We start from the raw sequence: 26,519 nt of genomic DNA on the forward strand, positions 1-26,519 counted from the left end.
TGGTGGTCATGCCGATGACGGATGGTCTGCTTTGCTTGTGCTTCATTCGCTCTTGCCGTGGGTGATGGGGTGTCCCGGTTCCTGCCGCATGCCGATCAGCAAGGCGATGGCGCCGATCACGAGCAAGGCTCCGAACACATACAGTCCGCTGTCCGCGCTGCCCGTGCGGGTCTTGATCGCACCGATCAATGCGGGGCTGACGACGCCCGCCAGGCTGGCCAGGCTGGTGATGATCGACAGGCCCGCCGGGGCGGCCTCCCGGGACAGGTGCGCGGTCGCGATCGCATAGAAGATCGGCAGGGCCGAGACGACGCCGACGCTGGTCAGCGTGAGCGCGGCCAGCAGCAAGCCGAGGTCGGACCGCGCGACTGTGATTGCCAGCAAACCCATTGCGGCGGCGAAGGCCGCGACGGCAAAGTGCCACCGGCGTTCCTGGCGCGCGTCCGAATGGCGGCCATAGAACACCATGACGACCGCGGCAATGATGCTGGGGATCGCGGCATACAGGCCGATCTGCTGCGGGCTCGTGACGCCCAGCTCCTTGATCAGGGACGGCGTCCAGAAGCTCAGGAAGTAGCCCCCGCACAGGATCGCGAACAGGGCGAAGCACAGCAGGTACACCTTCGGATCGAGGAAGGCCTGGCGCAGCGAATGCCGCACGGCCGGCAAGGCGTCTTCACTGGATTGCCGCAAGCCATGCTGCACGGTTTGCTTCTCGTGCGAGGTCAGCCACCTGGCATCGCTCGGGTTGTTGGGCAGGTACAGCCAGGCGACGATGCCCAGCGCGGCGCTCGGCAGGCCTTCGAGCAGGAACATCCACTGCCAGCCTTCCCAGCCGTTGACGCCATGCATGTTCTGCAGGATCCAGCCGGACACTGGCCCCGTGAGGATGCTGGCGACGACCGTGGCCGACATGAAGAGCGCAATGACGCGCGCACGCCGCTGCGCCGGATACCAGAAGGTCAGGTACAGCATGATCCCCGGGAGAAAGCCTGCCTCGAACACGCCGAGCAGGAAGCGCGCGACGTAGAATTGCAGGGGCGTGGACACGAACATGGTGGCGGCGGACACCAGTCCCCAGCCCAGCATGATGCGCAGGATGGTCTTGCGCGCGCCGATGCGGCGCAGCAGCATGTTGCTCGGCAGTTCGAAGAGGAAATAGCCGATGAAGAACACGCCGGCCGCCAGGCCGTACACGGTGTCGCTGAAGCCGAGTGACGGCTTCATCTGCAACTGCGCATAGCCGATGTTGGCGCGGTCGATGTAGTTCATCACGTAGCAGATGAACAGCAGCGGGATCAGCCGCAGCGTGATCTTGCGATAGGTGATGTCCACGTCCTGGGTGGGTGTCGACCCGATGTCGAGCCCGGGTTGCATGAGTCCTGTCGTCACGTATGTCTCCGTTGATTTGAATGCTGGTTCGATGGGGTTCAACCGACCTGCCGCGTGTGGCCTTCCCAGAAGGGCTTGCGCAATTCGGTCTTGAGCGCCTTGCCGGTGGCCGAGAGCGGCAGGGGTTCGGCGCGGAAGGTGAAGGAGCGCGGGCGCTTGTAGTTCGCGATCCACTCGCCGCAGTGGCGGGTCAGTTCTGTCGCATCGGCGTCTGAGCCATCGCGCAGTCGCACGACGGCATGCACCGCCTCGCCCCATTGCGCGTCCGGAATGCCAATCACGGCGCACTCGAGCACGGCCGGATGCTTGCCCAGTGCGTTCTCGACTTCGGCCGAGTACACGTTCTCGCCGCCCGAGACGATCATGTCCTTCACGCGGTCGACCAGGAAGATGAAGCCGTCCTCGTCCATGTACCCCGCATCGCCGCTGCGCAGCCAGCCGTCGACGATGGCGGCTTGCGTCTGCTCCGGCTTGCGCCAGTAGCCGAGCATCACGCTGGGGCCACGCGCCGCGACCTCGCCGACGGTGCCGCGCGGCACGTCGTTCATGTCTGCATCGACGATGCGGATGTCGGTGCCCGGCGTTGGCCGGCCGGCGGCGCGCAGCAGGCGTGCATTCGGGCCGTCGACCGTGTGGAACTCGGGCGTCAGCACGACCACGCCGCCGGCCATCTCGGTCTGCCCGTAGCCCTGGTAGAAGCGGACGTTCGGCAGGCTCTTCATCGCGCGCCGCAGCAGCGTCTCGGAGATCGGCGATGCGCCGTAGACCAGGTTGCGCAGGCTGCCGACGTCGGCCGGATGCGCCTCCAGGTGGCGGTCGACCAGGTCGATCATCGTCGGCACCAGCAGCGACATGTTGACCTTCTCGCCGGCGATGGCGTCGACCACGGCGGCCGGGTCGAAGCGCGGGAGGATCACCTGCGTGGCGCCCGCGCCGGTGTAGTTGAGCATCGCGGACATGGCGGCCAGGTGGAACATCGGCGCGGCATGCAGGTAGACGATCTCCGGCTCGTTGAGGCAGACCACCGAGAAGGTGGTGGAAGCCCACACGATGTTGGTGTGCGAGAGCATCACGCCCTTGGGCCAGCCGGTGGTGCCGCCCGTGTACATGATCATCGCCATGTCGTCGCCGCTGCCGGCGCGTTCGGGCAAGGGCGCGCTCTGCTCGATCAAGGTCTCGTACGACACGAGGTCGCCCGATGCGCCATCGCCCATGAACACGGTGCGCGCCGCATCGAAGCCGGGCAGCGTGCGGGCCATCGCGGCGAAGTCCTGGTCGACCATCAGCAGCGAGGGGCTGCTGTCCTGCAGCGCGTAGGCATGCTCGGCCGGTGCCCAGCGCGTGTTGCCCGGCACGACGACACAGCCGGCCCACAGGGCGGCGTAGGTGGCCTCCAGGTAACGGTCGCTGTTCAGGCCGAGCAGCGCGATGCGGTCGCCGGGTTGGACGCCGAGCGTCACCAGGCCTGCCGCCAGGCGCGTGACGCGGTTGAGCGTTTCGGCCCAGGTCCTGCGCCGGTCGCCGAAGACCGTGCTGGTGCGTCTGGGAAAGATCTGCGCCGCGCGGCGCAGGCTACGGGTGAGTTGCATGATGTCTTGTCTCCGGATCTGCGCGGTCGGGATGAAGTCAAGCTCCGCGGGGCCGCGCTGGTTCCCGCATTGGCCTGGTTCCTGATGAGGACGTCAGGTGGATCGGCTTTCAAGCCACTGGTCGAGTCGGGGCCAGAGTCGCTTGACGGCATTCGGGCCGGCCACCAGGCTGACGTGGCCGCCCGGCAGCACGAGTTCCTGCTTGTCGCTTGAACCGATCCGATCCACCAGGGGCCGCGCGCACTCGGGCGGCACCAGGTGATCGTGCGCGGCGACGACACTGAGCAGCGATGCCCGGATGGCGTCGAGCCGCACGGGCCGTCCGCCGACGCTCAGCGTGCTCTCGCACAGGCCGTTCTTCCAGAACAGTTCCTTGGTGAGCTGGCGGAAGTATTCGCCCGCCATCGGCAGCGTCTCGGCGCCCCAGCGCTCCATCAGGCGGTATGACTGGACGTATTCGTCGTTCCACATGTTGTCCCACAGGCGCACCGCATTCGCCATGCGACCCGCGGGGCGCAGCAGTTCGAAGCCGGTCTCGATGAATTTCGGCGGGATCAGGCCCACCGAATCGACCAGCTTGTCGACGTCGAAGTAACGCCTGTCCATCACGTCCTTGAAGCCGATCTTGCTGAAGTCGATGGGCGTGGCGAGACCGACGAGGTTCTTCACCGGGCCATCGGCATGCAGCGCCGCGTAGATCGTCGACAGCACGCCGCCCATGCAATAGCCGATCAGCGTCACGTCGTCGACGCCGGCATGCTGCTGCACGCGACGGAGGCAGTCGGGGATGAAGTCGAGCGTGTAGTCCTCCAGCCGCAACCCGCTCTCCCGCTTGCTCGGTGCGTTCCAGTCCATCACGTACACGTCGTAGCCGCGCCCGAGCAGGAACTCGATCAGGCTGCGTCCGGGCGCGAGGTCGAGCATGAAGGCCTTGTTGCTCGTGGCCATCACGATCAGGATCGGCATGCGATAGACCTCTGCGGCGGTCGGGTGGTAGTGCTGGAGGGTCAGCGTGCCGCGCCGGTGCAGCACGGTCTTGGGCGTGGTGCCGACTGCGGGCGCGGGGGAGCCGAGGTAGTCGAGTCCCTTGAGGCCGCGCTGGATGGCGCGTTCGACCTGGGTGTGAATCTGCTGCGGCAGGCCGGCCGCTGCTGGCGAGGCCGATGTCGATGTGGTGGTCATGGTGGGGTCCTTGTGGCAGAGGGCATGCCCTCAATTTCTCCTGACGCTGCCGAGAAAGTCCTGCACCAGGTTCGACTTGTCGAAGGACTTGCCGACCTGCACCGGCGGGTAGTCCTTCAGCGTCTTCAGGTGCGTGCCGATCAGCTCGCCCAGCGGTTGCGACAGCCACGCGGCCTTCTGCGCCAGATGGCCGTAGGAGTCCTTGCTGGAGTAGCTCTCGAAAGGATCGCTGCGCAGGTTGTGGATGAGCGCGATGGTGCGCGGCGTCAGGTTGTCGTAGTAGTCCTCCTTCGTCGAGAAGTGGAACTTCCACGGACCCAGGCGGATGGCGGCCAGCTTGCCTTCGTAGTAGTAGAAGAAGTGGTCGCGTGCGCTGTACGTCGTCTTGCCGGTCCAGTAGTCGAGGTTGTCGTAGCCGTCGATGTACTGGCGCTTGTCGACCTTCATCTGCTCGACGATGTGGGAGGCGCCCGCGGCGGCGGCCAGCGTGGTGAACATGTCCTGGTGCGCCTGCATGCCGTTGAGCACCTGGCCCGCCTCGATCACGCCGGGCCAGCGCAAGAGCGAGATCACGCGCACGCCGCCTTCGTAGGTCGTCATCTTCTCGCCGCGGAAGGGCGAGGTGCCGCCGTGCGGCCATGACGAATGCTCGGGGCCGTTGTCGGTGGAGTACCAGACGATGGTGTTCTCCGCGAGCCCGCTGCGATCCAGGTAGTCGAGCACCAGGCCGATGTCGTGGTCGTGCTGGAGCATGCCGCTGCCGTGCAGGTCGTCCTCGTGCGTGAACTCCTCGGCGGCGTAGCGCCAGTGGTCGTCCAGGTGCGTGTAGAGGTGCATGCGGATGGTGTTGAGCCAGAGGAAGAAGGGCTTTTCTTCCTCCTGCGACTCGCGCATGAACTCGATGGCGCGCGGCACCAACTCGCCGCCGTCGAAGTTCTTCATGCGCTCGATCGTCAGCGGCCCGGTGTCGGCGATGGTTTGGCGGCCCACGCGGCCGAAGCGCGGGTCTTCGGTGGGATCGTCAACCTCGCTGGCGCGGGAATGCAGCACGCCGCGCGTGCCGAACTTCTTGCGATAGGCCTCCGGGCCGCCCGGGTAGTTGCGGGCGAAGCGCTGGTAGTCGCGGTACTCGGGCTGCTCCTCGGTGTTGAGGTGGTACAGGTTGCCGTAGAACTCGTCGAAGCCGTGCACCGTCGGCATGTGCTCGTTGCGGTCGCCGAGGTGGTTCTTGCCGAACTGGCCCGTGCGGTAGCCGGCCTTCTTCATCACCTCCGCGAGGCAGGGCGAGGCGGCCTGCAGACCCAGCTTGTCGCCGGGCATGCCGACCGTGGTCATGCCGGAGCGGATCGGGTACTGGCCGGTGATGAAGGCCGCGCGGCCCGCGGTGCACGAGGGCTGCGCATAGTGGTCGGTGAAGCGGATGCCTTCGTGGCCGATGCGGTCGATGTTCGGCGTCTTGTAGCCCATGGTGCCCATGCCATAGCCACTGACGTTCTGCCAGCCGATGTCGTCGCCCCAGATGACGAGGATGTTCGGCTTGCGCGGTTTGGAGGCGGTGTTGTCGCTCATTGCTTGTCTCCTGTCGTGTGTCTTTCGATGCCTGAACTTTAGGATTCGTGGCGCTGCTTGACTTGACTTGTCGCGCCACACCATTAGCATGTCGCGCCAGTACGCAGGGCCGTGGCAACAGTTGCCTGCCCTGCGGCTTCCGCCCCCGGAACCCGACCCATGAAAGCCCTGATCCGCGCCGCCTGTCTCGCTGGCTACGTGCCGCTCGCCACCTCGCTGGGGCTGGATGCGGCGCGCGAACTTCGACGCGTGGGCCTGACGGGCAAGACGATTGCCGACCCCGAGGCGCTGATTCCCTACACCGCCCTGATGACGCTGCTGGAGCGCTCGGCGGAGGCGAGTGGCAAGCCGGACTTCGGCTTGCGGCTGGCGGCGGTGCAGGACATGGAGATGTTCGGCCCGCTGGCCATCCTGATCCGGCATGCGCCGACCCTGGGCGATGCGTTCCGGCTCGCGGGCCGCTATGCCTTCGTCCACAGCCCGGCGATCCGCGCCACGACGGACCCGGTCGAAGGCCGTGCCGGGCTGGTGGACCTGACCTTCGAGATCGTGCTGCCGAACAAGCCGCCGTGCCCCCAGACGCTGGAGTTGTCGGTGGCCCTGTGCATCCGCATCTTCCGCACGCTCTCGGGGCCGCGCGCGCGTGCGCCGGTGGTGTTGTTTCCCCACGCCAGGATCGGCACGCCCGCGGACTATGCGAAGGGCCTGGGCTGCGAGTGCCTGTTCTCGATGCCGCGCGCCGGGCTTCGCGTCAGCGCCGCGGAACTCGAGCAGCCTCTTGCCGAGCACAACCCCACGTTGCAGCGCATGGCCCGCAACTACCTCGAGCAGACCTTCCCGCAACCGGAGCGCCTGCTGGCCGACCAGGTGCGCGTGCTGGTTCGACGCTTCATGGGCACCGGGCCGTTGACCAACAGCACGATCGCACAGGCGCTGGGCATGCCGCCGCGCACCTTCCAGCGCCGCCTCGCGAACGAAGGCTTCAGCTTCGAGGACATCGTCAACGAGGTGCGGCGGGACCGCCTGCGCGAGCTGATCGGCCGGCCGGACTCACCGAGCCTGACCCAGGTGGCGATGATGCTGGGCTATTCGCACCAGGCCACGCTGACGCGCAACTGCCATCGCTGGTTCGGCCATGCGCCAACGCAACTCCTGCGCAATCCGGAACTGCTGTCGGTCGAATCGTAGGCTCAGCGTGCGATGAAGCCACCATCGATCACCATCTGCCCGGCAGTCATGTAGCGCGAGGCATCGCTCGCGAGGAACACCACGGCGCCTGCCACGTCCTCCGGCTCGGCCATGCGGCCGATCGGTGTCTGGCCCACGGTGCGGGCCTCGTACTCCTGGGCGATGGCGGCGGGCGCTCTTTTCATCGCGCCCAGCACCATCGGCGTGGCCACGAAGCCCGGATGCACGCTGTTCACGCGGATGCCGTACGGCGCGAGCTGTACGGCCGCAGATCGCGTGAGCTGCGTAACCGCCCCCTTGGACGCGCAGTAGGCGACCACGCGGGGCTCCCCGACCAGTCCGAAGATCGACGAGATGTTGATGATCGAGCCACCACCCTTCGTCTTCATCCCGGGGATGACGGCCTGGCAGCCGAGCAGGGGCCCCAGGGCATTGATGTCCATGGTGCGTCGCCACGTGTCGACGCTGCATTCCTCGATGCTGCCCGGCACGGCGATGCCTGCGTTGTTGACCAGCACGTCGACGCTGCGCCCCGCGGCGGCCAGCGCGTCCATCACTTCGGCCCAGGCCGCCTTGTTCGTCACATCCAGCGCGTGGCTTTGAACCGAGAGGCCGCGTGCGGCCAGCCTCGCGGCCTGTACGCCGACCTCTTCCGCGAGAACGTCGGTGAGTGCGACATGCGCACCGGCTTCGGCGAGCGCCTCTGCAAATGCCAGGCCCATGCCTTGTGCCGCGCCAGTGACCAGCGCTGTCTTGCCTTCGAGTGATTTCGTCATCGACATGTCTTTCTGAGGATCGAACGGTTCATTCCGCTTTCGCGCCGGAGATCTGGATCAGCTTCTGCGCAACCGGCCGGGCGGCCTCGTACTCGCGGCGGAACTGCTCCGCGCTCGAACCCACTGCCTCGAACCCGAAGAACTGGAATCGGGCCTTGACGCTGTCGGACTGCGTCGCCGCCCGCGTGACTTCTTCGAGGCGCGCCAGCACTGGCGCGGGTGTGTTGGCCGGCGCCATCATCACCATCCAGCCCATGGGCCGGTACTCGGGCTCGGGGAAGCCGGCCTCGGCCATCGTCGGCACGTTCGGCAGCTCCTTCAGGCGGTGGTCGCCGAACACGGCGAGCGCCCGCACCTTGCCGCTGGCGATGTGCGGCGCCAGCGTGCCGACCGAGCCCACACCCCACGGGATCTGCCCGCTGATGATGTCCTGCACCATCGGCGCCTCGCCCTTGTAGGCGACGTGGTTCATGTCGAGCTTGCGGGTCTCGTTCAGGTAGGCGCTCACCAGATGGCCGGCGCCGCCGATGCCGAAGGAGCCATAGGACACCTTGCCCTTGTTCTTCTCGGCCCAGGCGGTGAACTCCTTCATCGTCGTGGCGGGCACGTCCTTGCCGACCGCCAGCACCATGGCCGCCGTGCAGACCTGCGAGATGAACGCGAGGTCGCGGCTCACGTCGTAAGGCACCTTCTGGAACAGGTAGGGTGCGTTGAGGATGGGTGCGCTCACGGTCATGAGGAGGGTGTAGCCGTCGGGCGCGGCGCGTGCCACCGCCTGCGTCCCCAGCATTCCGGTGGCACCGGGCTTGTTGTCCACGACGATGGGCTGCTTGAGCTGCTGGCCCATCTCGGTGGCCAACGCACGGGCAATGGCATCGGTGGCGCCGCCGGCGGGGGCGGGCACGACCATCGTGATGGGGCGGGTGGGATAGCCCTGTGCCGAGGCCGCGCTGGCGCAGGCCAGGGTCGCGACGATGGCGAGTGTCTTATGGAACTTCATGATGTCTCCTTTGCTTTCGTGGTCAGGCCTGGCGTCGGTGGCCTGTCAATTCGTGGCGGAGGCGTAGGCGCCGCCCAGTCCGCGGATGTAGTTCAGGGGCGAGAGTCCCTGCGCGCCCGCCGCCTTGTTGAGCGCCATTTCGATCAGGCCGGCATCCGCCATGCCGATGAAGTTGCCTTCGGCGTCAAAGTTGACGTTGGCGCCGAACACCAGCATGAAGGTGTCGGTGGCCTCGCTGTTGCTCGACGGCGTCATGAACTGGTGCAGCGAGCCACCCGGTTCGTAGAGATAGCAGCCGGCGGTCTGCGGCTGTTCGGGATGCTCGACGTAGTTCCACGAACCCGAGAGCGTGAACATGTGGACCGTCCCGGTGTGCAGGTGCTTCGGCAGCGTCGTGCCCGGAGCGAACCTCGCGCGCAGGCCCCAGATGCCGTTCTGCGCATCCAGGAACACGGGGCACACGTCGATACCGGGCGCAAGGGCGTCCTTGACCCAGGCCGCCTTGCTGGTGTCGACGGTCAGCAGCCTGTCATGGCGCGCGGTGGGGAATGTCATTTGCATGGGGTCTCCTTCTGGATGTCTGTGGATGCAGGCTTGCGATCACTCGACTTTGCGATTCCCGACGATCCATCGCTTGACTTGTCGCGCCACGGCCTTGCTGTCTCGCGCCATAAAATGCGCGCCCACGGCGATGACCTCTGCCAGGCTCGCGACAACCTTGAAGGTCAAACAGAATGCCCTCGGTCAAGCCGACGCTCGCATGGATCGCCCGCTGTGCATGGCTCGCGCTGTGTGCCGCCGCAAGCGCCACGGCACAGGTACCGGACCCGGCGGTCCGCCGGATCGGCTTCCTCGGCATGGACTCCGCGATGCAGGCGCCGAACTTGCGCAGCTTCCTGGAAGGCATGCGCGAACAGGGATTCGTCGAAGGCACGAACCTGCACATCGACTACAGGTGGGCCGAAGGCGACTTCGGCGCGCTCCCCCGGCTGGCGGTCGAACTCGCCGCCCTGAAGCCTGAAGTCCTCGTCACCGCTGCGCCGCCCGCCGTGCGTGCCGCGCAGAGGGCCACGACGACGATCCCCATCGTGATGGCGGTGCACGACCCCGTCGGCATGGGCTTTGCGGGCAGCTTTGCGCAACCGGGCGGCAACATCACCGGCGTGGCATTCCAGGACCTCGAGTTGTCGGCCAAACGCCTGGACCTGCTGCGTGGCATCGTGCCGGACATGAAGCGCGTCGCGCTGGTGTGGAACCGGGCCGGCGGTGGAAGCAACACGGTGCAGACCGTGCGGGACGCGGCCACGGCGCTGGGCATGGAAGCGAAGGACTTCGAGATCACGGGCCCGGTCGATCTGGTCGCAGCCGTCGGCAGCGCGAAGGCATGGGGCGCACAGGGCATCATGCAGTTGGCGTCGCCAGTCATCACCTTCAACCGCAAGGCCTTCCTCGATGCGCTCGCGGCCAATCGCATGCCCGCGACCTGCGAGATGCGCCGCTATGTCGTGGAAGGCTGCCTCATGACCTACGGCGCGTCGCTCACCGCGCACTTCCATGCGCTCGCCGAGCCCACCGCGCGCATCCTGCGGGGCGCCAGGCCGGCGGAGATGCCGATCGAGCAGCCAAGGAATTTCGAGTTCGTGGTGAACGTGACGACGGTCGCCAATCTCGGGCTCACGCTCCCGTCATGGGTCCTGCTGGAGATGACCGAAGGCGTCCGCTGAGCGTTCCTCGCCCTTCTGACCTTGTGCGGGCAGTCCAAGCCTGACCGCTGCGAGCGCGGCCTGTGTCCGGCTCGTCACGTTCAGGGTGCGCAGCACGGCCGTGATGTGCGCCTTCACGGTGCGCTCGGCCAGGCCGAGTTCGCGGCAGATGATCTTGTTGGACGCACCGTTGGCGATGAGGCGCAGCACGTCGACCTGGCGATCGGTGAGGCCCAGCGATTCCATCGACGGCGCCTTCCTGCGCGGCGGCGGTGCAGCGCCCTCGTGGCTGGACGAGGCCGACAGCACTTCGGGCGGCAGGTACTTGCCGCCGTCCATCACGAGGCGCACCGCATGCAGCATCACCTCGTTGGACGAAGACTTCGGAATGAAGCCGGAGGCACCCGCGCCGAGTGCCGCCAGCACGGTCTGCTGGTCGCAGGTGGCCGACAGGACGATGACCGGAACCGCCGGAAAGCGCGAGCGCCACGCCTTCAGGCCCGCAATCCCCGACAGGCCCGGCAGGTTCAGGTCGAGCAGCACCAGTTCGGGCTCGGCGCCCTGCGCTGCGAGCGCGAGGCCCGTCGTGCAGTCGCCCGCCACGTCGATCTCGATGCGCGGGTCGAGGCGGCGCAGCGCGTTGCCGACCGCCTCCTGGATGAGCGGGTGATCGTCGACGACGAGCATCCTCATGCCGTGACTTTCGGGCCGGCCCGAAGGGCCCGTCGGCACACCGCGAGTCGCAACAGTTTCCACCTTGGCAAGGACACCACGGCATGGCTCCCCGGGCGATGCGCCGCCCGCGCTTGGGGGCCGACGGCGGCCCTTCAGGGCCATTTTGCGGTGAGGCCTCGCTCTCCACAATGCCCGCACGCACTCGCATACCCGCGGGTGCGATCAACCTGATTGGAGTCGATCATGAGTCAGCTTTCTCGTCATGCGGTGGCAGGTCTGGCATTGGCTTGCTGCGCACTGGGATGGTCGGCGCCGGGCATGGCGCACGATGACGGCGGCAGCCGGAGGCAGTGCGATGTGCGCAGCCTGCGCGGCACGTACCTGTTCACGGCAACGGGCTTCTTCATCCCGCCGGGAGCGCCGGCCGCGGTGCCGAAGGCCATCATGGAGGTGCTCAAGTTCACCGGCGACGGCGTGGTGACGACGCCGGGGATCACGCTGAGCCGCAATGGCATCGTGGACGTGATCGACCAGGGCAGCAACGGCACCTACACGCTCAAGAGCGACTGCCGCGGCACAGTCACCTTTGCCGATGGCCCGATGTTCAACATCTACGTGTCGCGTCGCGAGGACGAACTCTGGATGATGCAGACCGCGCCGTTCAGCCCGACATTCCAGGGCAAGGCGACCCGCGTCGATCCTGATTCGGATTGGCGTTAGGGTCGTTTCGCGGTGACGCCATGAACAGCACTTCCATCTGGCGCGCCACGGTGCGCCTCTTGGTCATGCTCGCGGTGACGGTGTCCGTGCACGGTTGCGGCGGTGGCGGTGGTGGCGGCTCGATCCAGGCGGACAGCGCCGCAGCCGCCATTGACGCGCAGACTCCCACGAACAAGTGATGAGGAACGGGACAAGCCCCGCGATGGGTTTGTCCCGACCCCGCCAGCGCGGATTCGGGTTCGAATCGGGGAGGTCGATCGATTCACCGGGAAAGGGCCATGCAGACTTTCGCGCGCCGAAGCTTGTTCTGGAAGTACGCGGGTTACTTCGCCGGGCTGGTGAGTCTGCTGCTGGTCATCAGCGGCGCGGTGGGCGGCTGGTTCGCCTATCGCGCATCGGTCGCGGCGCTGGAGGAGGTGCAACTCGCCACGGCGCACTACGCGGCCAAGGAGATCGCGATCTTCATGCGCGGCGTGCGCGACGCGCTGCACTTCAGCGCCGGCAAATTCGACGTGTTCGCCGACCCGGACACCAACGACATGCGGCTGGAACTCGGCGCCCTGCTGCGCTACCACCCGGAGATCAGCGAGCTCCGCTTGATCTCGCCGAGCGGCCGGGAGCAGTTCCTGTTGTCGCGCTTCGGCGTCACGGTGGCGAAGAGCGGCCGCGACGTGTCGGGCGATCCGGCCTTCGTCGCGACGAGGGCCGCGCTGGACCATGTGGGACCGGTCCACTTCCTCAAGGAGACGGAGCCGTACGTCTCGGTGGGCGCCGCTCGCGACCACGCGGGCGGCGTGCTCGTCGCGGAGGTGAACCTCAAGTTCATCTGGGACATGGTCGCGCAGGCGCACCTCAAGTCCGGTGGCGTGGCCTACGTGGTCGACAGCGATGGGCAACTCATCTCGCACCCCGACATGGGACTGATCCTCGGCAAGACCAACCTGTCGAGCCTGCCGCACGTGCGCCGTGCGCTCGCGCAACGGACCAACGCCGGCGTGCTGGTCGGCGAGGCGCGGGACATCCAGGGGCGATCGGTGGTGTCGACCGCGGTGCCGGTGCCGGACCTCGGCTGGACGGTCTTTGCCGAGCAGTCGTTGCAGGAGGCCTTTCGTCCGGTGTATGCGTCCATTGCGCGCTCGGTGGTGCTGGTCCTGCTGGGCGTCGCCGCGGCTGTCGCGACCAGCGTGCTGCTGGCGCGGCGCATGGTGCGCCCAATCCACGAGATCGAGACGCGTGCGAGGCAACTGGGCCGCGGGCAGTTCGAGCAGCGCATCACCCTCCACACGGGCGACGAACTGGAGGCCCTGGCGACGCAGTTCAACCGCATGGCCGAACGCCTCCAGGAAACGCACACGATGCAGGAAGCGCGCATCGCCGAACGGACCCGCGACCTGGCCGTGGCCAACGAGGCCAAGACGCGGTTCCTGGCCGCGGCCAGCCATGACCTGCGGCAGCCGATCCATGCGCTGGCGCTCTTCATCGGGCAACTGCGCATGGTCGCGTTGCCGAAGGACGCGGAGGCACTGGCGGAATGTGTCGAGCAATCGGTCGATTCGCTGAGGGAACTGCTGGAGGCGCTGCTCGACTTGTCCAAGCTCGACATCGGAGCTGTCCGGGCGGAACCGCGGGCCATGCCGTTGCAGGCGCTGCTGTCGCGCCTTCAATCACAGTTCGCCTCGACTGCAAAGGCGAAGGGCCTGTCGCTCAAGGTGGTGAAGACATCGCTCTGGGCCTGCTCCGATCCGTTGCTGCTGGAGCGAATAGTGCTGAATCTCGTGGCCAATTCGGTCCGCTACACGGAAAGAGGCCGGGTGCTGATCGGCTGCCGGCGGCGCGGCGATCATGTGGAGGTGACGGTGGCGGACACCGGCATCGGCATCGATCCGGACGACTTGCCCCATGTCTTCCAGGAGTTCTACAGGGCCGCAGGCAGAGGCAACGGCATGGGCGCGGGACTCGGCCTGGGCCTGGCGATCGTGCATCGGCTGGCACTGTTGCTGGGCCATCGGATCGCCATCGACTCCATTCCGGGCAAGGGCACCGTCGTGCGCCTGCTGTTGAAACGCACCGATCCACAGATGCGCGCCACCGAGCCGCGCACTGCGGTTCTGGACGGCCTGCTGCAAGGCAAGCGCGTGCTTGTCGTCGACGACGAGGCGTCGGTCCGCACGGCCATCCACGGATTGCTGAGCCGATGGGGCTGCGAGGTGGTCGAGGCTGCCGGGAGTGCCGAGGCGCTTGCACACGCGCGACGGCGATGCCCGGACATCGTTCTTTGCGATCTCAACCTGACGCGCGACGAGAACGGTGTCACCCTGGTCGACATGCTCGAACGGGAGTGCGCGCAGGGGCTGGTTTGCGCTTTCGTCACCGGTGAATCGTCACCGGACCGGATTGCGGAGGCACGGGCGACCGGGCATCCGATCATTCTCAAGCCGACTTCGGCGGGGAAGCTGCGAGCGATGCTGGAGCATCTGGTCAGCTTCAGACAAGCGTAGTCAAGGAATGACATGGACATCCCTCCCACCATCGCCGAGTACTGGGAAGCGTTTTGCGCCGAGGTCGGAGGGGATTGCGCCAACCGGTTCTTCGAGGCATTTCACTTTGACGACAACGAGGCCTCCGCCAACGCGCTTGCCAACCTGGTTCTGACGGGGGTCAAGCGGGCCACTGCAGCACTCGCCTGGTCCTATGAGAAGGCGGGCGCCTCACTGCCCAAACCTGGCGCACTCAGTGTTGTCACCTACTGGGATGGAAGGCCTGCCTGTGTCATCGAAACCCTGGAGGTCGAGGTGTTGCCATTCGAGCAAGTCACTGCCGAGTTCGCGGCGATCGAGGGCGAAGGTGACGGGTCGTTGGAATACTGGCGCAGGGTGCACTGGTCCTACTTTGGCCGCGAATGCGCGCGGGTGGGGCGAGAGCCAAGCTTGACCATGCCGATTGCGTGCGAACGCTTCAAGGTCGTCTACCGAGCCGGCAACTGAGAAGACTCTGATCAAGCGGTGAGCGCACTGCCGCCCAGGATGGACATGGGCGCGAAGTCGTTGCCCAATCGCCTTTTCAACGGATTTCAGCCATGCCCTACCTCCAGCTCGACGTCACCCGCAGCTACACGCCAGATGAGAAGAAGCGACTCGCCGTCGCCATGAGCGAAACCTACGCGCGGATGATGTCCGTCGACATCCGCCGGATCAGCGTGGCGATCCGCGAACTGGGGCAGGGCGGCGTGTGGCGCATCCCCGAGGTCGGGCAGGAGCCGGCAGAAGTGTCGCTGCTCATGCTCGACATTCGACGGGGACGAACGGCCGACTTGCGCATGGAACTGGCGAAGGCGCTCTGCGCGCATTGCATCGACATATTGGGCCTGCGGGAAGATCGGCTCAACGTGGAGTTCACCCAGCATGATGGCGATGAGATGTACCACCCCACGCTTGGTGGCTACAGTCCGGACTGGAAGCCTGGTGAAGGCTGAGCGTCCAGGGTGCTACTGGCGAGGGGCCTGCAACGCACTGACCGCCACCGCCGGCTCGGGCGCAGTCGCAGTCGCAGGCAAGGCCAGCGCCTTCGAGATCGACACCAGCGCAACGGCCAGCCTTCCGGAGCTTTCCGCATATTCGCGCTGCGCCTGGAGCAGGGTGCGTTGCGCGTCGAGTTGCACCAGGAAATCGGTGAGCCCGTGTTCATAGCGCACGCTGGCGAGCTGCAGGGCATCGCGGCTGCTGCGCTCCTTCAGCGCGAGCTGCGCGTTGCGCTGGCGCTCGGCGGCGTAGGCGCTCATCGCATCGTCGATCTCGTGCCATGCCTTGAGGACCGTCTGCTGGTACGCGACGGCTGCCTCCTGTTCCTGGAGCTTGCGCAGCGTCACCGTGGCGCGACGTCGCCCGCCATCGAAGATCGGCAATTGCAGGCTCGGCCCGATCGACCATTGCCGGCTGCTCCAGTCGAGGAAGGTGCTCGCCTCCACCGAGTTGAGCCCGAGGCTGGCGCCGATGGTGATACGCGGATACAGGTCCGCCACAGCGACGCCGATGCTCGCCGTCGCGGCATGCAACTGCGCCTCCGCGCGCTGGATGTCGGGGCGGCGCAGCGCCACGTCCGAAGGCACCCCGAGGGACAGGTCCGGCAGCGCCGGTGCAGTGGCCGTATCGGGCCGCGCCGCAAGCCCCGCCTGCAAGGCGCCAGGGCGCTCGCCGACCAGCAGCGTGATCTGGTTGATCTCCTGCGCTTCCTGTGCCATCAGTTGCGGTAGGCGGGAGCGCGTGTCGGCGAGTTGTGCATCCTGTCGCGTCACGTCGAGGTCGGTGGTGAGCCCGCCGTCCGCGCGCGCGGAGACAAGCTTGCGTGTTTCTTCGCCCGCGGCGACATCGGAGCGCGCGATGCGCAACTGGCTCTGCACCGAGCGCAACTGGAAGTAGTGGCGTGCCACCTCGGCCTGCACGCTGAGTTGTGCCTGCGCCAGCATCGCCTTCGATGCCGCCTCGTCGGCCGTCGCGGCCTCGATCGAACGCCGCACGCGGCCCCAGAAGTCCAGTTCCCACGATGCATCGAAGCCGGCCTGGAACATGTCGTGCGGGTCGCTCAGCACCTTGACCAGTTCTTCGACGGAGCCCGGATTGATCGCGCTGATGATGCGGCGGAAGTCGCCGTTCTCGCTCTCGCGAACGCGCTGCACGCTGCCGCTGCCATTGACCTGCGGCCATTGCTGCGAACGCGTCGCATCGCCTTGCACGCGGCTCTGGGCGAAGCGCAGCGCTGCCGTCTTCAGGTCGTTGTTGGCGGCCAGGGCCCTGGCTTGCAGGGCGTCGAGCGTCGGGTCGGCAAAGACGCTCCAGCCGAAGGGCGCAGCCCCCGGCACCGAGGCGCGTTGCGGGGCAGGGGCAAGCTTGGCGCTGCCGCCGTGCCATGCAGAGAAGTCGGCCGGCGCATCGATGGCCGCAGCCTTGTAGTCGGGTCCCACGGCGCAGCCGGCAAGGATCACAAGCGCCGCCACGGTCACGGCGCGCGATAGAAGGATGGATGAATTCATGACGGGTCTCCTCGCTTCAGACGAGTCGATGACGAAACAGCCAGGCCGCCAATGGCAGCGTGATCACGGCAATGATGAAAAGCGGAATCAGGTTGGTCCACACCGTGGCCATGCCGACGCCTTCGAGGTACACGCGCTGCACCAGGTCGATCGCGAAGCGCAGCGGGTTGGCCATGGTGGCAAGCTGTAATGCATCGGGCATGTTGCTCACCGGCGTGGTGAGGCCCGACAGCAGCATCATCGGCATGATCAGCACGAAGGTGTAGAGCATGGCCTGCTGCATGTTGGCCGACACCGCCGATATCGACAGGCCGATGCCCACGCTGGCCACCGTGAAGAAGGCCAGCCCCGCATAGAGCGTGAAGAGTGAGCCGGCCATCGGTATGCGAAACCACAGCGCCGTCACCAGCAGCACCAGCGTCGACTGCAGCAGGCCGATCAGCACCGGCGGGATGGCCTTGCCGATCATGATCTCGGTCGGCGACAGCGGCGTCACCAGCAATTGGTCAAAGGTGCCCTGTTCGCGCTCGCGCGCGACCGACAGCGCGGTGAGCAGCAGCGTCTGGATCATGCTGAGCGCGGCGATCATGCCGGGCATGAAGTTCCAGCGTGTCGTGAGGTTCGGGTTGTACCAGGCGCGCGTCTCGATGCTGACCGGCGGCGGGCCGGCGCCGTGCCGCTCGCGCCATTCGGCATTGAAGGCATTGACCACCTGCGACACATAGCCCACGGCGGAGCCGGCCGTGTTGGAGTTGCGCGCATCGACGATGAGCTGGATCGACGCGTTCTCGCCAGCTTGCAACTGTTGCTCGAAGCGCGGGCCGATGCCGACCACCAGCAGCACCTTGCCTGCGTTGACCGGCTCGGCAATCTCGGCCTGCGTGCGCAGCGTCATCGTTCGATGGAACACGCCCGTGCCGTCCAGCTTGGCGATGAGCGCGGTGGATGCGCCGCTGTGGTTCTGGTCGAGCAGCGCATAGTCGATGCGGCTCAGGTCGTAGGTGGCGGCATAGCCGAACAGCAGGCTCTGCATGATCGAGGGCACGATGAGGATCACGCGCGTGGCCGGGTCCTTGAGGATGGCCAGCAGTTCCTTGCGGCACAGGTTGGCGACGCGCAGGAGGAAGTCGATGAAGGAGGAGGGCATGGCGGTCTTTCAGTCCAGGCGCTTGCGCGTGACGAGGCGAGCGACAGTCAGCAGGCCCACGGCATAGACCAGCAGGATGGCGCAGTTGCGCGCCACCATCGGCCAGATGTTGCCTGCGAGGAAGAGCGAGCGGATCAGCTCCATGTAATAGGTCGCAGGCAGCGCCTGGCCCACGATGCGCACGACGGTCGGCACGTTGCGCAGGTCGAACAAAAAGCCCGACAGCATCAGCGAAGGGAGGAAGCTGGAGATGAGCGCCACCTGGCTCGCGAGGAACTGGTTGCGCGTGACCGACGAGATGACCAGGCCCACCGCCACCGCCACGATCAGGTACAGCATCGAGCTGAACACGAGCACGACCAGCGATCCCACCATCGGTACATGGAAGAGGAACTTCGACGCCAGCAGGCACAGCGCCAGCCCCAGCATGCCGATGCCGAAGTACGGAATGATCTTGGCCAGCAGGATCTCCACCGGCCGCACCGGCGTGACGAACAAGGCCTCCAGCGTGCCGCGCTCCCATTCGCGCGCCATCACCAACGCCGTGAGAAAGGCCCCGACCAGCGTCATGATCAGCACGATGAGCCCTGGCACGAGGTACCAGGTGCTGGTGTTGGCGCTGTTGAACCACAGCCGTTCGTCGATGGTGACGGCGCCGATGCCCGATGCGTTGGGCGCGCCCGTGGCCGCCCCGTCCAGGTCGCCCTGGCGCACGGCGTTCTGGGCCAGCGCGGCCGTGGCATAGCGCAGGATGATCGAGGCCTTGGCCGCATCGGCGCCGTTGACCACCACCTGGATGCGCGCGCGGCCCTCGCCGAGGCGGCTGGCGAAGTCGCTCGGCACGCGCACGATGCCGTCCACCTTGTGCGCGCCGAGCAACGCTTCCGCTTCCTTCATGGAGCCGAGCACCACGGGTGACAAGTAGGGCGTGAGTTGCAGGCCCGACACAGCCTGCAAGGCCGTGGGCGAACTGTCTTCCATTACCACCGCCAGTGGCGCGTTCTTGACGTCGAGCGACAGGCCGAAGCCGAAGATGAGGATCAGCAGGATGGGCAGCAGGATGCCGATGGCCAGGCTGCTCGGGTCGCGCAACAGTTGCCGCGTCTCCTTGCGGGTGAGGGCGACGAGGCGCGAGCCGCTGCGCCAGCCCTGGGGCGTGCTGCTCATGCCATCGCCTCCTGCGGCGCGGCGCGCGTCTTCTCGCGCGCCTGCTCGACGATGCCGATGAAGGCATCCTCCATGTTGGCGGCCTGGGTGCCCGCACGCGAACGCACTTCATGCGGCGTGCCAATCGCCAGCAGCTTGCCGGCATCCTGGATCACGATGCGGTCGCAGTACTCCGCTTCTTCCATGAAGTGGGTGGTGATGATGATGGTGACGCCGGCCTCGGCGAGGGCTGTGATGCGCCGCCAGAACTCGCGGCGCGCGAGCGGATCGGTGCCGCTGGTGGGTTCGTCGAGGAAGAGGATCTCCGGCTCGTGCAGCAGGCTGGTCGCCATCGCCAGGCGTTGCTTGAAGCCGCCGGGCAACTGGCCGCTGGTCGCGTCTTCCTGTCCCGCCAGTTCGAACTCCTGCACGACGGCGCGCATGCGCTCGGCCAGTCGCTTGCCGCGCAAGCCGTAGGCGCCGCCGAAGAAGCTCAGGTTCTCGGACACGGTGAGGTTGCCGTAGAGCGCGAACTTCTGTGAGACGTAGCCGATCTTCGCGCGCGCCTGCGCTCGGGCATGGCGCAGGTTCACGCCCGCCACTTGCAGGAAGCCGCTGCTTGCGGGCAGCAGGCCGCAGAGCATGCGGAAGGTGGTGGTCTTGCCTGCGCCGTTGGGGCCGAGCAGGCCGAAGATCTCGCCGCGGCGCACGTTGAAGCTGGTGCTGGCGACGGCGACGAAGTCGTCGAACTTGCGCACCAGGTCTTTCACTTCAATGACGACCTCCTGCTTGTCGGCGGCGGGTACGGAAGCAACCGCTGTCGTTGCGGAACTCTTTGCAGCCTGCGGAGCCGACTGCTGCGTGCGCAGCAGCACCATGAAGCCGTCCTCCAGCCGCGCGGGCGCCGGCTGGACCTGCGCGCCATCGAGCAAGCTCTCGATGGCCGATGCGTCGACCTCAGGCCGGCGAATGAAGCGCACCTCGCCGCCCTCGGGCACCGCATCGATCACCGCCTCGGGCGCATCGAGCAATCGTGCCTGCAAGGTGCGCGCGTGGGTGCCTTCTTTCGGCCTGGCGACGAAGCACAGGTCCTTCGCGTTGTCACGGATCTGCGCGGGCGTTCCTTCGGCCACCAGCCTGGATTCGCGCATCACGAACACCTGTGCGCAACGCTCGGCTTCATCGAGGTACGCGGTGCTCACGATCACGCTCAGATGCTCCGCGTCGACCAGCTGTTGCACGATCTCCCACAGCTCGCGGCGCGACAGCGGGTCGACGCCGACGGTCGGCTCGTCGAGCAGCAGCAGTTCCGGAGAGCGCACCAGCGTGCAGGCCAGGCCGAGCTTCTGCTTCATGCCGCCCGACAGCTTGCCGGCCAGCCGCGAGGTGAAGCGCGCGAGGTCGGTCATTTCCAGCAGGCGTGCATAGCGTTCGCGCCGCACCGCGTGCGATACGCCGTGCAAATCGGAATACAGGTCGAGGTTTTCCTGCACGCTCAGATCCTCGTACAGGCCGAAGCGTTGCGGCATGTAGCTGATGCGATCCTGCACCGCCTGCGGGTCCTTCGCGACATCGATGCCCAGCACTTGCAGCGCACCGCTGTCGGGCAGCAGCAGGCCGGCGGCCAGGCGCAGCAGCGTGGTCTTGCCCGAGCCGTCGGGGCCGACCAATGCGGTGAGCGAACCGGCCGGCACGCTGATCGACAGGTCGTCGAGCGCGACGACAGGCGCGCGCCCCTTCACGTCGAACTGCCGGTGCAGCTTCGTCGCGATGAGCGCCGCGGCGCCGTTGGAGCTCACGGCTTCGTCCCGCCATTGGTGGCCGTGTCGGCGCGTTGGGCCAGCGCGATCCGCACCGTCGCCGGCATGCCCAGCCGCAGCCTGTCGGCCTTGTCGTCGGCCAGCACGCGCACCTCGTAGACAAGACTGGTGCGCAACTCCTCGGTCTGCACGGCCTTGGGCGTGAACTCGGCGACCGAGGAGATATAGCCGACCTTGCCGTTGAGCGTTTCATCCGGATGGCTGTCGGTGGCGATCGTGGCCGCCATGCCAGGCTTGATGCGACCCAGGTCGCTCTCGGTCACATAGGCGCGTACCCATTTCGGATCGGTGATGGCCAGCGTGAAGACCGGCCGCTGCGGCGAGGCCATGTCGCCCGGCTCCATGAGGCGTGCGCGCACGACCGCGTCGATCGGCGCCTTGAGTTCCGCCTGCGAGAGCTGGTGGTTCAGCAGTGCCAGCGCGGTGTTCGACACGTCGAGCTGCGCCTGCGCTTGCGCGATGTCTTCCTTGCGCGGCCCGGAGACGACCAACTGTTGCCCCTTGCGGGCGCTGTCGAGCTGGGCTTGCGCGACCTTCACGCGAGCTTGCGCGCTGTCGAGGTCCTGCTGGCTCACCGCCCGACCCGCCGTGGTCTGGCGGATGGATTGCAGGCGCTCCAGTTGCTGGCGTGCCAATGCCGCATCGGCCGCTGCCGCATCACCTTGCGCACGGGACTGCGCGATCTCCTCGGGCCGGCTGCCGGCCTGGAGCCTGCCGAGCGCCTGCTGCTGCACGCGGATCTGCGCCTGCGCCTGCGCGATGCGAAGTTGCAGGCTGCGCGTGTCCAGCGTGGCCAGCACCTGGCCGGCCTTGACGTGGTCGCCCTCCTGCACATCGAGCTTGTCGATGCGCTCGGCCTGGTCGAAGGCGAGGGATACCTGGCGCAGGTCCACGTTGCCGTAGAGCACCAGCGTGTTCGAGTCCACCGGCTTGCGGCTGGTGTACCACCAGGCACCCGCGGCTACCGCGAGCAGGACGATGATGCCGGCAATCAGAGGTTTCTTGTTCATGGTGTGTCCGAGGGATGGACTTGAAAGCATCCAGGCGTTGAAGTAGACTGGATTCTGATTGAATGTGAATTCAAATTCAAGTCAGAATTTGTTTCCCCCGATTCCGACAGGGACAGCCCCATGAAGTCGACCTCACGCAAGACCGCCACGTCCGCCGCCGCACCTGCTCCTGCAACCACCAGGGCCACGCGCGCACACGGCCAGGCCACGCGCCAGCACCTGCTCGACATCGCCGGCCAGGTGTTCGCCGAGCGCGGTTTCGCCGACGGCACCACCAAGGCCATCGCCGAGCGCGCGGGCACGCCGATGGCTTCGATCAACTACCACTTTGGCAGTCGCGATGCGCTCTACGAGGCCGTGCTGGTCGAGGCCCACGGCCAGCTCATCGGCATCGAGCAATTGCAGGCGTTGACGCAGAAGTTCGACGACCCGCGCGACAGCTTGCGCGCGCTGCTGACGCATGTCGTCGGATTGGCGACTACGGCGGCACCGCCGTGGGGTGTCCGGGTGGTGTTGAGGGAGGTGATGTCGCCGTCAGCGCTGGTGCCGGCGCTGGTGCAGAAGGCCATGCTGCCCAAGGCGAAGATCGTGCTGGGCCTGCTCGCGCGCATCCTGGGATTGCCGCCGGAGGACCCCGCGGTGCAGCGGGCGGCGGTCATGACCATCCTCCCGGGCGTCATGTTGCTGATCGCGCCCCGGCAGATCATCGGCAAGGTGCTGCCCGCAGTGACGAGCGATCCGCAGGCGCTTGTGGATGACCTGTGTCGCTATGTGCTCGCGGGGCTGGATGCGATTGCCAAGGCGCACGCGCCTGCGAAGAAGACGAAGGCTCGGACGAAATGATGGCCAACGTGCGCGCGTGCTCCTTCGAGGCGGCCAGGCTCGCGGGCCAAGGGTCGCACGCTTCCTTTTGAATCACGCGCGCGCACTCAGGACTCAGATCGGACTTCTAATCAACGATTCGATCTGCACGCACAAGAAGCGACTGCGGCAGCGTCAAACCGAGCGTCCTGGCTGTCTTGCGGTTGATCACAAACTGGAAGTCCATTGGGCGCTCGATGGGCAGTTCGCCTGGTGGTGTGCCCTTGAGGATCTTGTCGATGTAGTCGGCCGCGCGACGACCCAAGGCCTCCAGATCAACGCCATAGGCCATCAGAAAGCCCGCTTCAGCAAGTTGCGTCAACACGCTGATGGATGGCAACTTGTGCCTGATTGCGAGCTCGGCCAACACGAAGCGATGTTCAAGGATGAGGTTGCCACCGCTGCCAACAAGACCTTGCGCGCCAAGTCGGACCGCGTGTTCGAGCGCTGTTTTCATGCCATCAAGCCCAGTGACCTCCAAGACGAACAACTCCAATCGAAGATCGCGCGCGCTTGCCTCCATTTCGGCGCGGTCCGTACCTTTGCCAGGCAGTAACACGGCAACGCGCTCAATGCCAGGCACCGCCAATCGGAGGAGTTCGAATTGCTTCTGCACTACTTCGGGAAAGGTCGCGGTCAAGCCCGTGACATTGCCACCTGGCTTGGCAAACGATTTAGCCCATCCATCGCGAACTGGATCGCCGCCAGAGATTGCCACGATCGGGATGAGGTCTGTCGCCGCACGTGCCGCGTCCAAGGGCAATGGGCCGCCAGCAAAGATCACGTCGACCTTCGAACGAACAAATTCCCTCGCATGCAATGCCAACTGTCGAGGTCCGTCGCCATGGCGGATGACGAGTTCGATGTTCTGGCCTTCTGTGTACCCGAGCTCCAGCAACCGGCGCCGCCCCTTGGCGATCGTATACGGGTCGGAACCCACTGGAGGGGCTCCAAAAAGTAGCACCCCAACGCGTGGCATCGCGTCCGCCTTGGGCTGCGCCAGCAGGATTGCGGGGGCTTTGGCCCCCCAAGCCGCAACCACCGAGAGAGCAAGACGACGGCGCATGCCGGCAATTTGACGGCGCGACCGACGCGGGGTCAAGCGCGAACATGAGAAGCGATGTCTAGCGTCTTGCCGGCGATGCCGTTGTGCAGGTCGCGTTGGCAGAGTAGCGGCGTGAGTATTGCGTGGCAGGTCGCGCCTGGCAGAAATAGGTATGGCTGTGTCGGGCTGAGTGCAGTCGGCCAAGGGTAATCCCTAGATCTTTTATTGTTTACACCATAAACCATTGTTGTTTACACTGTACGCAACTCATCGAATCCAACCGCGATGAGGTCGATTGCCACCCGGTCTGCGGCCGGGTCGGCAACTCAGAACCACACAGAGACAGGCGGTACATGTGCTCGAGATTCAACAACTTGGGATGTCCTTCGGCGGTGTGCACGCGCTTTCAGGCGTTTCGCTCGCCATCGAGCCAGGACGCATCTACGGCCTGATCGGGCCCAACGGCGCCGGCAAGTCGACGGCCATCAACGCGATCACCGGGACGATCACGCCCAGCGCCGGCCGCATCCTGTGGCACGGCAGGGACGTCTCGCGCTGGCCGCAGCACCGGCGTGCGCGCGCGGGTCTGGCGCGCACCTTCCAGAACCTGGCGCTGTTCCACAAGCTGTCGGTCCGGGAGAACGTCACCTGCGGCGCCATCCATGCCCATGACGATGCCGGCCTGCGCGCTGCGGTCGATACGGCCCTCGACGACTTCGGGCTTGCAGAGGTCGCCGACGAGCCGGTCAACGTCCTCTCGCTGGGGACTCGCAAGCGCGTCGAGATGGCACGCGCCACCGTCGCGAAGCCGAAGCTGCTCCTGCTGGACGAGCCCGCCGCGGGACTGACCGGCAGCGAGATCACTGAGTTCTCCGAGCGCATGCGCGAGTTCAGGAACCGGGGTGGTGCCGTGCTGCTGGTGGAGCACGACATGAGCCTGGTGATGAGCTTGTGCGAACACCTCTACGTTCTCGACTTCGGCAAGCTGATTGCCGCCGGCACGCCCATCGAAGTGCGTGCGAACCCGGCCGTGCAGGCCGCCTACTTTGGAGCTGGCGATGATGAACAACACTGAGGTGGAACCCGCCACCCTGCTCACGGTGGACGGCGTGACCGCGGGCTACGGCGGACCGGCCGTGGCGCGCGACGTGTCGCTCGCCATCAAGGAAGGCCGGATCACCGCATTGCTCGGCGCCAACGGTGCCGGCAAGACCACGCTGATGCGTGCCATCTGCGGCATGGTCAAGTTCACCGGTTCGGTCATGTTCGGCCAGGAGGTCCTGTCGGGCCGGCGCACCGAGCAGATCGCGCGTCTCGGCGTGGCGCATGTGCCCGAAGGCCGCGGCACTTTCATCGACCTGAGCGTCGAGGAGAACTTGCAGGTCGGCTGCTTTGCCAGGCCGAGCAGGGAAGGGGCCGCAGAGACGCTGGAGCGCATCTACGGCTGGCTGCCCCGGCTTGCCGAGCGGCGCAAGCAGCGCGCCGGAAGCCTCTCGGGCGGCGAGCAGCAGATGCTGGCCATCGGCCGTGCCTTGATGGCCAAGCCCAAGGTGCTGCTGCTGGACGAGCCCTCGTTCGGACTGGCGCCGCGCGTCGCGGCCGAGGTCATGCGGCTGCTGCGCCGGCTGCAATCGGAAACCAGCATGGGCATCCTGCTGGTCGAACAGAACATCGAGATCGCACTGGCGCTGGCGGACGACGCGTACGTCCTGCGAACGGGCGCGGTGGTGGCGAGCGGCCCCGCGTCGCAATTGCGCGGCAGTGACCAGTTGCGCGACGCCTACCTGGGAGCCCACTGATGGAAGCGCTCGTCAACCAGATCGTCGCGGGCCTCACCACGGGCTGTGCCTATGCGCTGATCGGCCTGGCGCTGGTCATCGTCTACCGCAGCACCAGCCACGTCAATTTCGCGCAGGGCGAGATGGCCACCTTGACGACCTATGTCGCCTGGTCGCTGCTGCAAGCGGGGCTGCCGTACTGGGTGGCCTTCGTGCTCACCATCGGCGCGGCGTTCCTGCTGGCCGCCAGCCTGGAGCGCTGGGTGATCGGACGCCTCGGCGGCTCGTCCCCGATGGCCACCGTGGCGGCCTTCATCGGCCTGTTCATGGTCATCCACAGCCTCACCGGCTACGTCTGGGGGCATGACGTGCGCGAGTTCCCCAGCCCCTTCCCGGATGGGGCGCTGGCGGGCGGGCTGGTGTCCGGCCATCAGCTGGGCGTGGCCGCCGTCACGACGGTGCTGCTGGTGTTGTTGTGGGCCTTCTTCCGTTTCACAGCGATGGGGCTGGCCATCCGCGCCGCGGCGCAGAACCCGGGCTCCGCCCGCCTGAGCGGCATCTCGACGCCGGCCATGGCCGCGTTCGGCTGGGGTCTGGCGGCGGCCATCGGTGCGGTGGCCGGGATGATGGTCGCGCCGCAGCTCTACGTCGACCCGCACATGATGAGTGGCGTGCTCATCTACGGCTTCGCCGCTGCCCTGATGGGCGGCATCCAGAGCGTGCCCGGTGCGGTGATCGGCGGCCTGGTCCTCGGCGTGCTGGAGAACCTGCTGGGCGCCTATGTCGTCGGCACGCAACTCAAGCTCACCGTGGCCATGGTGCTGATCGTCGGCATGCTGGTCTTGCGCCCCGAGGGGTTGATCGGCCGTCCCAGTGCAAAGCGAGTCTGATG

Annotated in this window: 25 protein-coding genes; 11 read left to right on the forward strand and 14 right to left on the reverse strand. The window is 66.6% G+C overall.

The features are described from left to right. Positions 1-42 precede the first annotated feature (42 nt). From WKW79_RS11110 to WKW79_RS11125, 4 genes are all read right to left on the reverse strand, one after another. The gene (locus WKW79_RS11110; RefSeq protein ID WP_340335210.1) at positions 43-1,392 is read right to left on the reverse strand and encodes an MFS transporter; all 1,350 of its coding nucleotides are present in this window, start codon (positions 1,390-1,392) and stop codon (positions 43-45) included. A 38-nt stretch (positions 1,393-1,430) separates the two neighbouring features. Beyond that, the gene (locus tag WKW79_RS11115) at positions 1,431-2,981 is read right to left on the reverse strand and encodes a long-chain-fatty-acid--CoA ligase (RefSeq protein WP_340335211.1); all 1,551 of its coding nucleotides are present in this window, start codon (positions 2,979-2,981) and stop codon (positions 1,431-1,433) included. Positions 2,982-3,074: 93 nt separating this feature from the next. Next, entirely contained in the window at positions 3,075-4,163 is a 1,089-nt protein-coding gene (locus tag WKW79_RS11120) for an alpha/beta fold hydrolase (protein WP_340335212.1), read from the reverse strand. A 30-nt stretch (positions 4,164-4,193) separates the two neighbouring features. After that, positions 4,194-5,732 (reverse strand): arylsulfatase, encoded by a 1,539-nt coding sequence (locus WKW79_RS11125; protein ID WP_340335213.1) that lies wholly within the window; start codon positions 5,730-5,732, stop codon positions 4,194-4,196. A gap of 159 nt (positions 5,733-5,891) precedes the next feature. On the opposite strand from WKW79_RS11125, the gene WKW79_RS11130 reads away from it, so the two are divergent. Then, positions 5,892-6,920: an AraC family transcriptional regulator gene (locus WKW79_RS11130; protein WP_340335214.1), complete on the forward strand. Its 1,029-nt coding sequence runs from the start codon at positions 5,892-5,894 to the stop codon at positions 6,918-6,920. Between the two features lie 2 nt (positions 6,921-6,922). Here WKW79_RS11130 and WKW79_RS11135 read toward each other — a convergent pair whose 3' ends face one another. Genes WKW79_RS11135 through WKW79_RS11145 form a run of 3 tightly spaced genes read right to left on the reverse strand, consistent with a single transcriptional unit; the run spans position 6,923 to position 9,257 of the window. Next, positions 6,923-7,696 (reverse strand): SDR family NAD(P)-dependent oxidoreductase, encoded by a 774-nt coding sequence (locus WKW79_RS11135; protein WP_340335215.1) that lies wholly within the window; start codon positions 7,694-7,696, stop codon positions 6,923-6,925. 28 nt (positions 7,697-7,724) lie between these two features. Then, on the reverse strand, positions 7,725-8,696 hold the full coding sequence (locus WKW79_RS11140) for a Bug family tripartite tricarboxylate transporter substrate binding protein (RefSeq protein WP_340335216.1): 972 nt from the start codon (positions 8,694-8,696) through the stop codon (positions 7,725-7,727). Between the two features lie 45 nt (positions 8,697-8,741). Next, the gene (locus tag WKW79_RS11145) at positions 8,742-9,257 is read right to left on the reverse strand and encodes a 2,4'-dihydroxyacetophenone dioxygenase family protein (protein ID WP_340335217.1); all 516 of its coding nucleotides are present in this window, start codon (positions 9,255-9,257) and stop codon (positions 8,742-8,744) included. A 173-nt stretch (positions 9,258-9,430) separates the two neighbouring features. On the opposite strand from WKW79_RS11145, the gene WKW79_RS11150 reads away from it, so the two are divergent. Then, positions 9,431-10,420: an ABC transporter substrate-binding protein gene (locus WKW79_RS11150; RefSeq protein ID WP_340335218.1), complete on the forward strand. Its 990-nt coding sequence runs from the start codon at positions 9,431-9,433 to the stop codon at positions 10,418-10,420. Here WKW79_RS11150 and WKW79_RS11155 read toward each other — a convergent pair. Next, positions 10,382-11,092, reverse strand: a complete 711-nt coding sequence (locus WKW79_RS11155) for a response regulator (RefSeq protein WP_340335219.1) — start codon at positions 11,090-11,092, stop codon at positions 10,382-10,384. The genes WKW79_RS11150 and WKW79_RS11155 overlap by 39 nt on opposite strands. A gap of 225 nt (positions 11,093-11,317) precedes the next feature. On the opposite strand from WKW79_RS11155, the gene WKW79_RS11160 reads away from it, so the two are divergent. The 5 genes from WKW79_RS11160 (at position 11,318) to WKW79_RS11180 (ending at position 15,266) form a co-directional block, all read left to right on the forward strand. Further along, positions 11,318-11,794: a hypothetical protein gene (locus WKW79_RS11160; protein WP_340335220.1), complete on the forward strand. Its 477-nt coding sequence runs from the start codon at positions 11,318-11,320 to the stop codon at positions 11,792-11,794. 20 nt (positions 11,795-11,814) lie between these two features. Further along, positions 11,815-11,973 (forward strand): hypothetical protein, encoded by a 159-nt coding sequence (locus WKW79_RS11165; protein WP_340335221.1) that lies wholly within the window; start codon positions 11,815-11,817, stop codon positions 11,971-11,973. A gap of 99 nt (positions 11,974-12,072) precedes the next feature. Further along, positions 12,073-14,292 carry a hybrid sensor histidine kinase/response regulator gene (locus tag WKW79_RS11170; RefSeq protein ID WP_340335222.1) on the forward strand — a complete coding sequence of 740 codons (2,220 nt, stop codon included), beginning with the start codon at positions 12,073-12,075 and terminating at the stop codon, positions 14,290-14,292. Positions 14,293-14,304: 12 nt separating this feature from the next. Continuing rightward, positions 14,305-14,778 carry an ASCH domain-containing protein gene (locus tag WKW79_RS11175; RefSeq protein WP_340335223.1) on the forward strand — a complete coding sequence of 158 codons (474 nt, stop codon included), beginning with the start codon at positions 14,305-14,307 and terminating at the stop codon, positions 14,776-14,778. A 92-nt stretch (positions 14,779-14,870) separates the two neighbouring features. Further along, positions 14,871-15,266, forward strand: coding sequence for a tautomerase family protein (locus WKW79_RS11180; RefSeq protein WP_340335224.1), 396 nt, complete (start codon positions 14,871-14,873; stop codon positions 15,264-15,266). Between the two features lie 12 nt (positions 15,267-15,278). Here the strand turns inward: WKW79_RS11180 and WKW79_RS11185 are convergent, their stop codons facing one another. The 5 genes from WKW79_RS11185 to WKW79_RS11205 are packed head-to-tail and all read right to left on the reverse strand — an operon-like array spanning position 15,279 to position 21,943. Further along, on the reverse strand, positions 15,279-16,820 hold the full coding sequence (locus WKW79_RS11185; RefSeq protein ID WP_340335225.1) for an efflux transporter outer membrane subunit: 1,542 nt from the start codon (positions 16,818-16,820) through the stop codon (positions 15,279-15,281). Positions 16,821-16,836: 16 nt separating this feature from the next. Continuing rightward, positions 16,837-17,967, reverse strand: a complete 1,131-nt coding sequence (locus tag WKW79_RS11190; protein ID WP_340335226.1) for an ABC transporter permease — start codon at positions 17,965-17,967, stop codon at positions 16,837-16,839. A 9-nt stretch (positions 17,968-17,976) separates the two neighbouring features. Continuing rightward, the gene (locus tag WKW79_RS11195; protein ID WP_340335227.1) at positions 17,977-19,134 is read right to left on the reverse strand and encodes an ABC transporter permease; all 1,158 of its coding nucleotides are present in this window, start codon (positions 19,132-19,134) and stop codon (positions 17,977-17,979) included. After that, positions 19,131-20,885 carry an ATP-binding cassette domain-containing protein gene (locus WKW79_RS11200; RefSeq protein WP_340335635.1) on the reverse strand — a complete coding sequence of 585 codons (1,755 nt, stop codon included), beginning with the start codon at positions 20,883-20,885 and terminating at the stop codon, positions 19,131-19,133. The genes WKW79_RS11195 and WKW79_RS11200 overlap by 4 nt, the downstream gene beginning before the upstream one ends. A 23-nt stretch (positions 20,886-20,908) precedes the next feature. Next, positions 20,909-21,943, reverse strand: a complete 1,035-nt coding sequence (locus tag WKW79_RS11205; RefSeq protein ID WP_340335228.1) for an HlyD family secretion protein — start codon at positions 21,941-21,943, stop codon at positions 20,909-20,911. Positions 21,944-22,063: 120 nt separating this feature from the next. Here WKW79_RS11205 and WKW79_RS11210 point away from each other — a divergent pair, with 120 nt between their 5' ends. Beyond that, positions 22,064-22,786 (forward strand): TetR/AcrR family transcriptional regulator, encoded by a 723-nt coding sequence (locus tag WKW79_RS11210; RefSeq protein WP_340335229.1) that lies wholly within the window; start codon positions 22,064-22,066, stop codon positions 22,784-22,786. Positions 22,787-22,892: 106 nt separating this feature from the next. Here WKW79_RS11210 and WKW79_RS11215 read toward each other — a convergent pair whose 3' ends face one another. Further along, entirely contained in the window at positions 22,893-23,744 is an 852-nt protein-coding gene (locus WKW79_RS11215; RefSeq protein WP_340335230.1) for an ABC transporter substrate-binding protein, read from the reverse strand. A 484-nt stretch (positions 23,745-24,228) separates the two neighbouring features. On the opposite strand from WKW79_RS11215, the gene WKW79_RS11220 reads away from it, so the two are divergent. From WKW79_RS11220 to WKW79_RS11230, 3 genes are read left to right on the forward strand one after another with little or no spacing between them, the layout of a single operon-like run. Beyond that, on the forward strand, positions 24,229-24,924 hold the full coding sequence (locus WKW79_RS11220) for an ABC transporter ATP-binding protein (RefSeq protein WP_340335231.1): 696 nt from the start codon (positions 24,229-24,231) through the stop codon (positions 24,922-24,924). After that, positions 24,908-25,648 (forward strand): ABC transporter ATP-binding protein, encoded by a 741-nt coding sequence (locus tag WKW79_RS11225; protein WP_340335232.1) that lies wholly within the window; start codon positions 24,908-24,910, stop codon positions 25,646-25,648. The genes WKW79_RS11220 and WKW79_RS11225 overlap by 17 nt, the downstream gene beginning before the upstream one ends. Further along, positions 25,648-26,517 carry a branched-chain amino acid ABC transporter permease gene (locus tag WKW79_RS11230; RefSeq protein WP_340335233.1) on the forward strand — a complete coding sequence of 290 codons (870 nt, stop codon included), beginning with the start codon at positions 25,648-25,650 and terminating at the stop codon, positions 26,515-26,517. The genes WKW79_RS11225 and WKW79_RS11230 overlap by 1 nt, the downstream gene beginning before the upstream one ends. The last annotated feature ends 2 nt before the right edge of the window (positions 26,518-26,519 follow it).

This window comes from Variovorax robiniae (assembly GCF_037889955.1).
Taxonomy (GTDB): domain Bacteria; phylum Pseudomonadota; class Gammaproteobacteria; order Burkholderiales; family Burkholderiaceae_C; genus Variovorax; species Variovorax robiniae.

What these genes read in the sequence shown, in the direction of transcription:
- WKW79_RS11130 (WP_340335214.1), top strand. Translation starts at nt 5,892, where the DNA reads ATGAAAGCCCTGATCCGCGCCGCCTGTCTCGCTGGCTACGTGCCGCTC.
- WKW79_RS11175 (WP_340335223.1), top strand. Translation starts at nt 14,305, where the DNA reads ATGGACATCCCTCCCACCATCGCCGAGTACTGGGAAGCGTTTTGCGCC.
- WKW79_RS11165 (WP_340335221.1), top strand. Translation starts at nt 11,815, where the DNA reads ATGAACAGCACTTCCATCTGGCGCGCCACGGTGCGCCTCTTGGTCATG.
- WKW79_RS11170 (WP_340335222.1), top strand. Translation starts at nt 12,073, where the DNA reads ATGCAGACTTTCGCGCGCCGAAGCTTGTTCTGGAAGTACGCGGGTTAC.
- WKW79_RS11150 (WP_340335218.1), top strand. Translation starts at nt 9,431, where the DNA reads ATGCCCTCGGTCAAGCCGACGCTCGCATGGATCGCCCGCTGTGCATGG.
- WKW79_RS11160 (WP_340335220.1), top strand. Translation starts at nt 11,318, where the DNA reads ATGAGTCAGCTTTCTCGTCATGCGGTGGCAGGTCTGGCATTGGCTTGC.
- WKW79_RS11185 (WP_340335225.1), bottom strand. Translation starts at nt 16,820, where the DNA reads ATGAATTCATCCATCCTTCTATCGCGCGCCGTGACCGTGGCGGCGCTT.
- WKW79_RS11125 (WP_340335213.1), bottom strand. Translation starts at nt 5,732, where the DNA reads ATGAGCGACAACACCGCCTCCAAACCGCGCAAGCCGAACATCCTCGTC.
- WKW79_RS11210 (WP_340335229.1), top strand. Translation starts at nt 22,064, where the DNA reads ATGAAGTCGACCTCACGCAAGACCGCCACGTCCGCCGCCGCACCTGCT.
- WKW79_RS11155 (WP_340335219.1), bottom strand. Translation starts at nt 11,092, where the DNA reads ATGAGGATGCTCGTCGTCGACGATCACCCGCTCATCCAGGAGGCGGTC.
- WKW79_RS11230 (WP_340335233.1), top strand. Translation starts at nt 25,648, where the DNA reads ATGGAAGCGCTCGTCAACCAGATCGTCGCGGGCCTCACCACGGGCTGT.
- WKW79_RS11205 (WP_340335228.1), bottom strand. Translation starts at nt 21,943, where the DNA reads ATGAACAAGAAACCTCTGATTGCCGGCATCATCGTCCTGCTCGCGGTA.
- WKW79_RS11115 (WP_340335211.1), bottom strand. Translation starts at nt 2,981, where the DNA reads ATGCAACTCACCCGTAGCCTGCGCCGCGCGGCGCAGATCTTTCCCAGA.
- WKW79_RS11195 (WP_340335227.1), bottom strand. Translation starts at nt 19,134, where the DNA reads ATGAGCAGCACGCCCCAGGGCTGGCGCAGCGGCTCGCGCCTCGTCGCC.
- WKW79_RS11190 (WP_340335226.1), bottom strand. Translation starts at nt 17,967, where the DNA reads ATGCCCTCCTCCTTCATCGACTTCCTCCTGCGCGTCGCCAACCTGTGC.
- WKW79_RS11120 (WP_340335212.1), bottom strand. Translation starts at nt 4,163, where the DNA reads ATGACCACCACATCGACATCGGCCTCGCCAGCAGCGGCCGGCCTGCCG.
- WKW79_RS11140 (WP_340335216.1), bottom strand. Translation starts at nt 8,696, where the DNA reads ATGAAGTTCCATAAGACACTCGCCATCGTCGCGACCCTGGCCTGCGCC.
- WKW79_RS11225 (WP_340335232.1), top strand. Translation starts at nt 24,908, where the DNA reads ATGATGAACAACACTGAGGTGGAACCCGCCACCCTGCTCACGGTGGAC.
- WKW79_RS11135 (WP_340335215.1), bottom strand. Translation starts at nt 7,696, where the DNA reads ATGACGAAATCACTCGAAGGCAAGACAGCGCTGGTCACTGGCGCGGCA.
- WKW79_RS11220 (WP_340335231.1), top strand. Translation starts at nt 24,229, where the DNA reads ATGTCCTTCGGCGGTGTGCACGCGCTTTCAGGCGTTTCGCTCGCCATC.
- WKW79_RS11145 (WP_340335217.1), bottom strand. Translation starts at nt 9,257, where the DNA reads ATGCAAATGACATTCCCCACCGCGCGCCATGACAGGCTGCTGACCGTC.
- WKW79_RS11180 (WP_340335224.1), top strand. Translation starts at nt 14,871, where the DNA reads ATGCCCTACCTCCAGCTCGACGTCACCCGCAGCTACACGCCAGATGAG.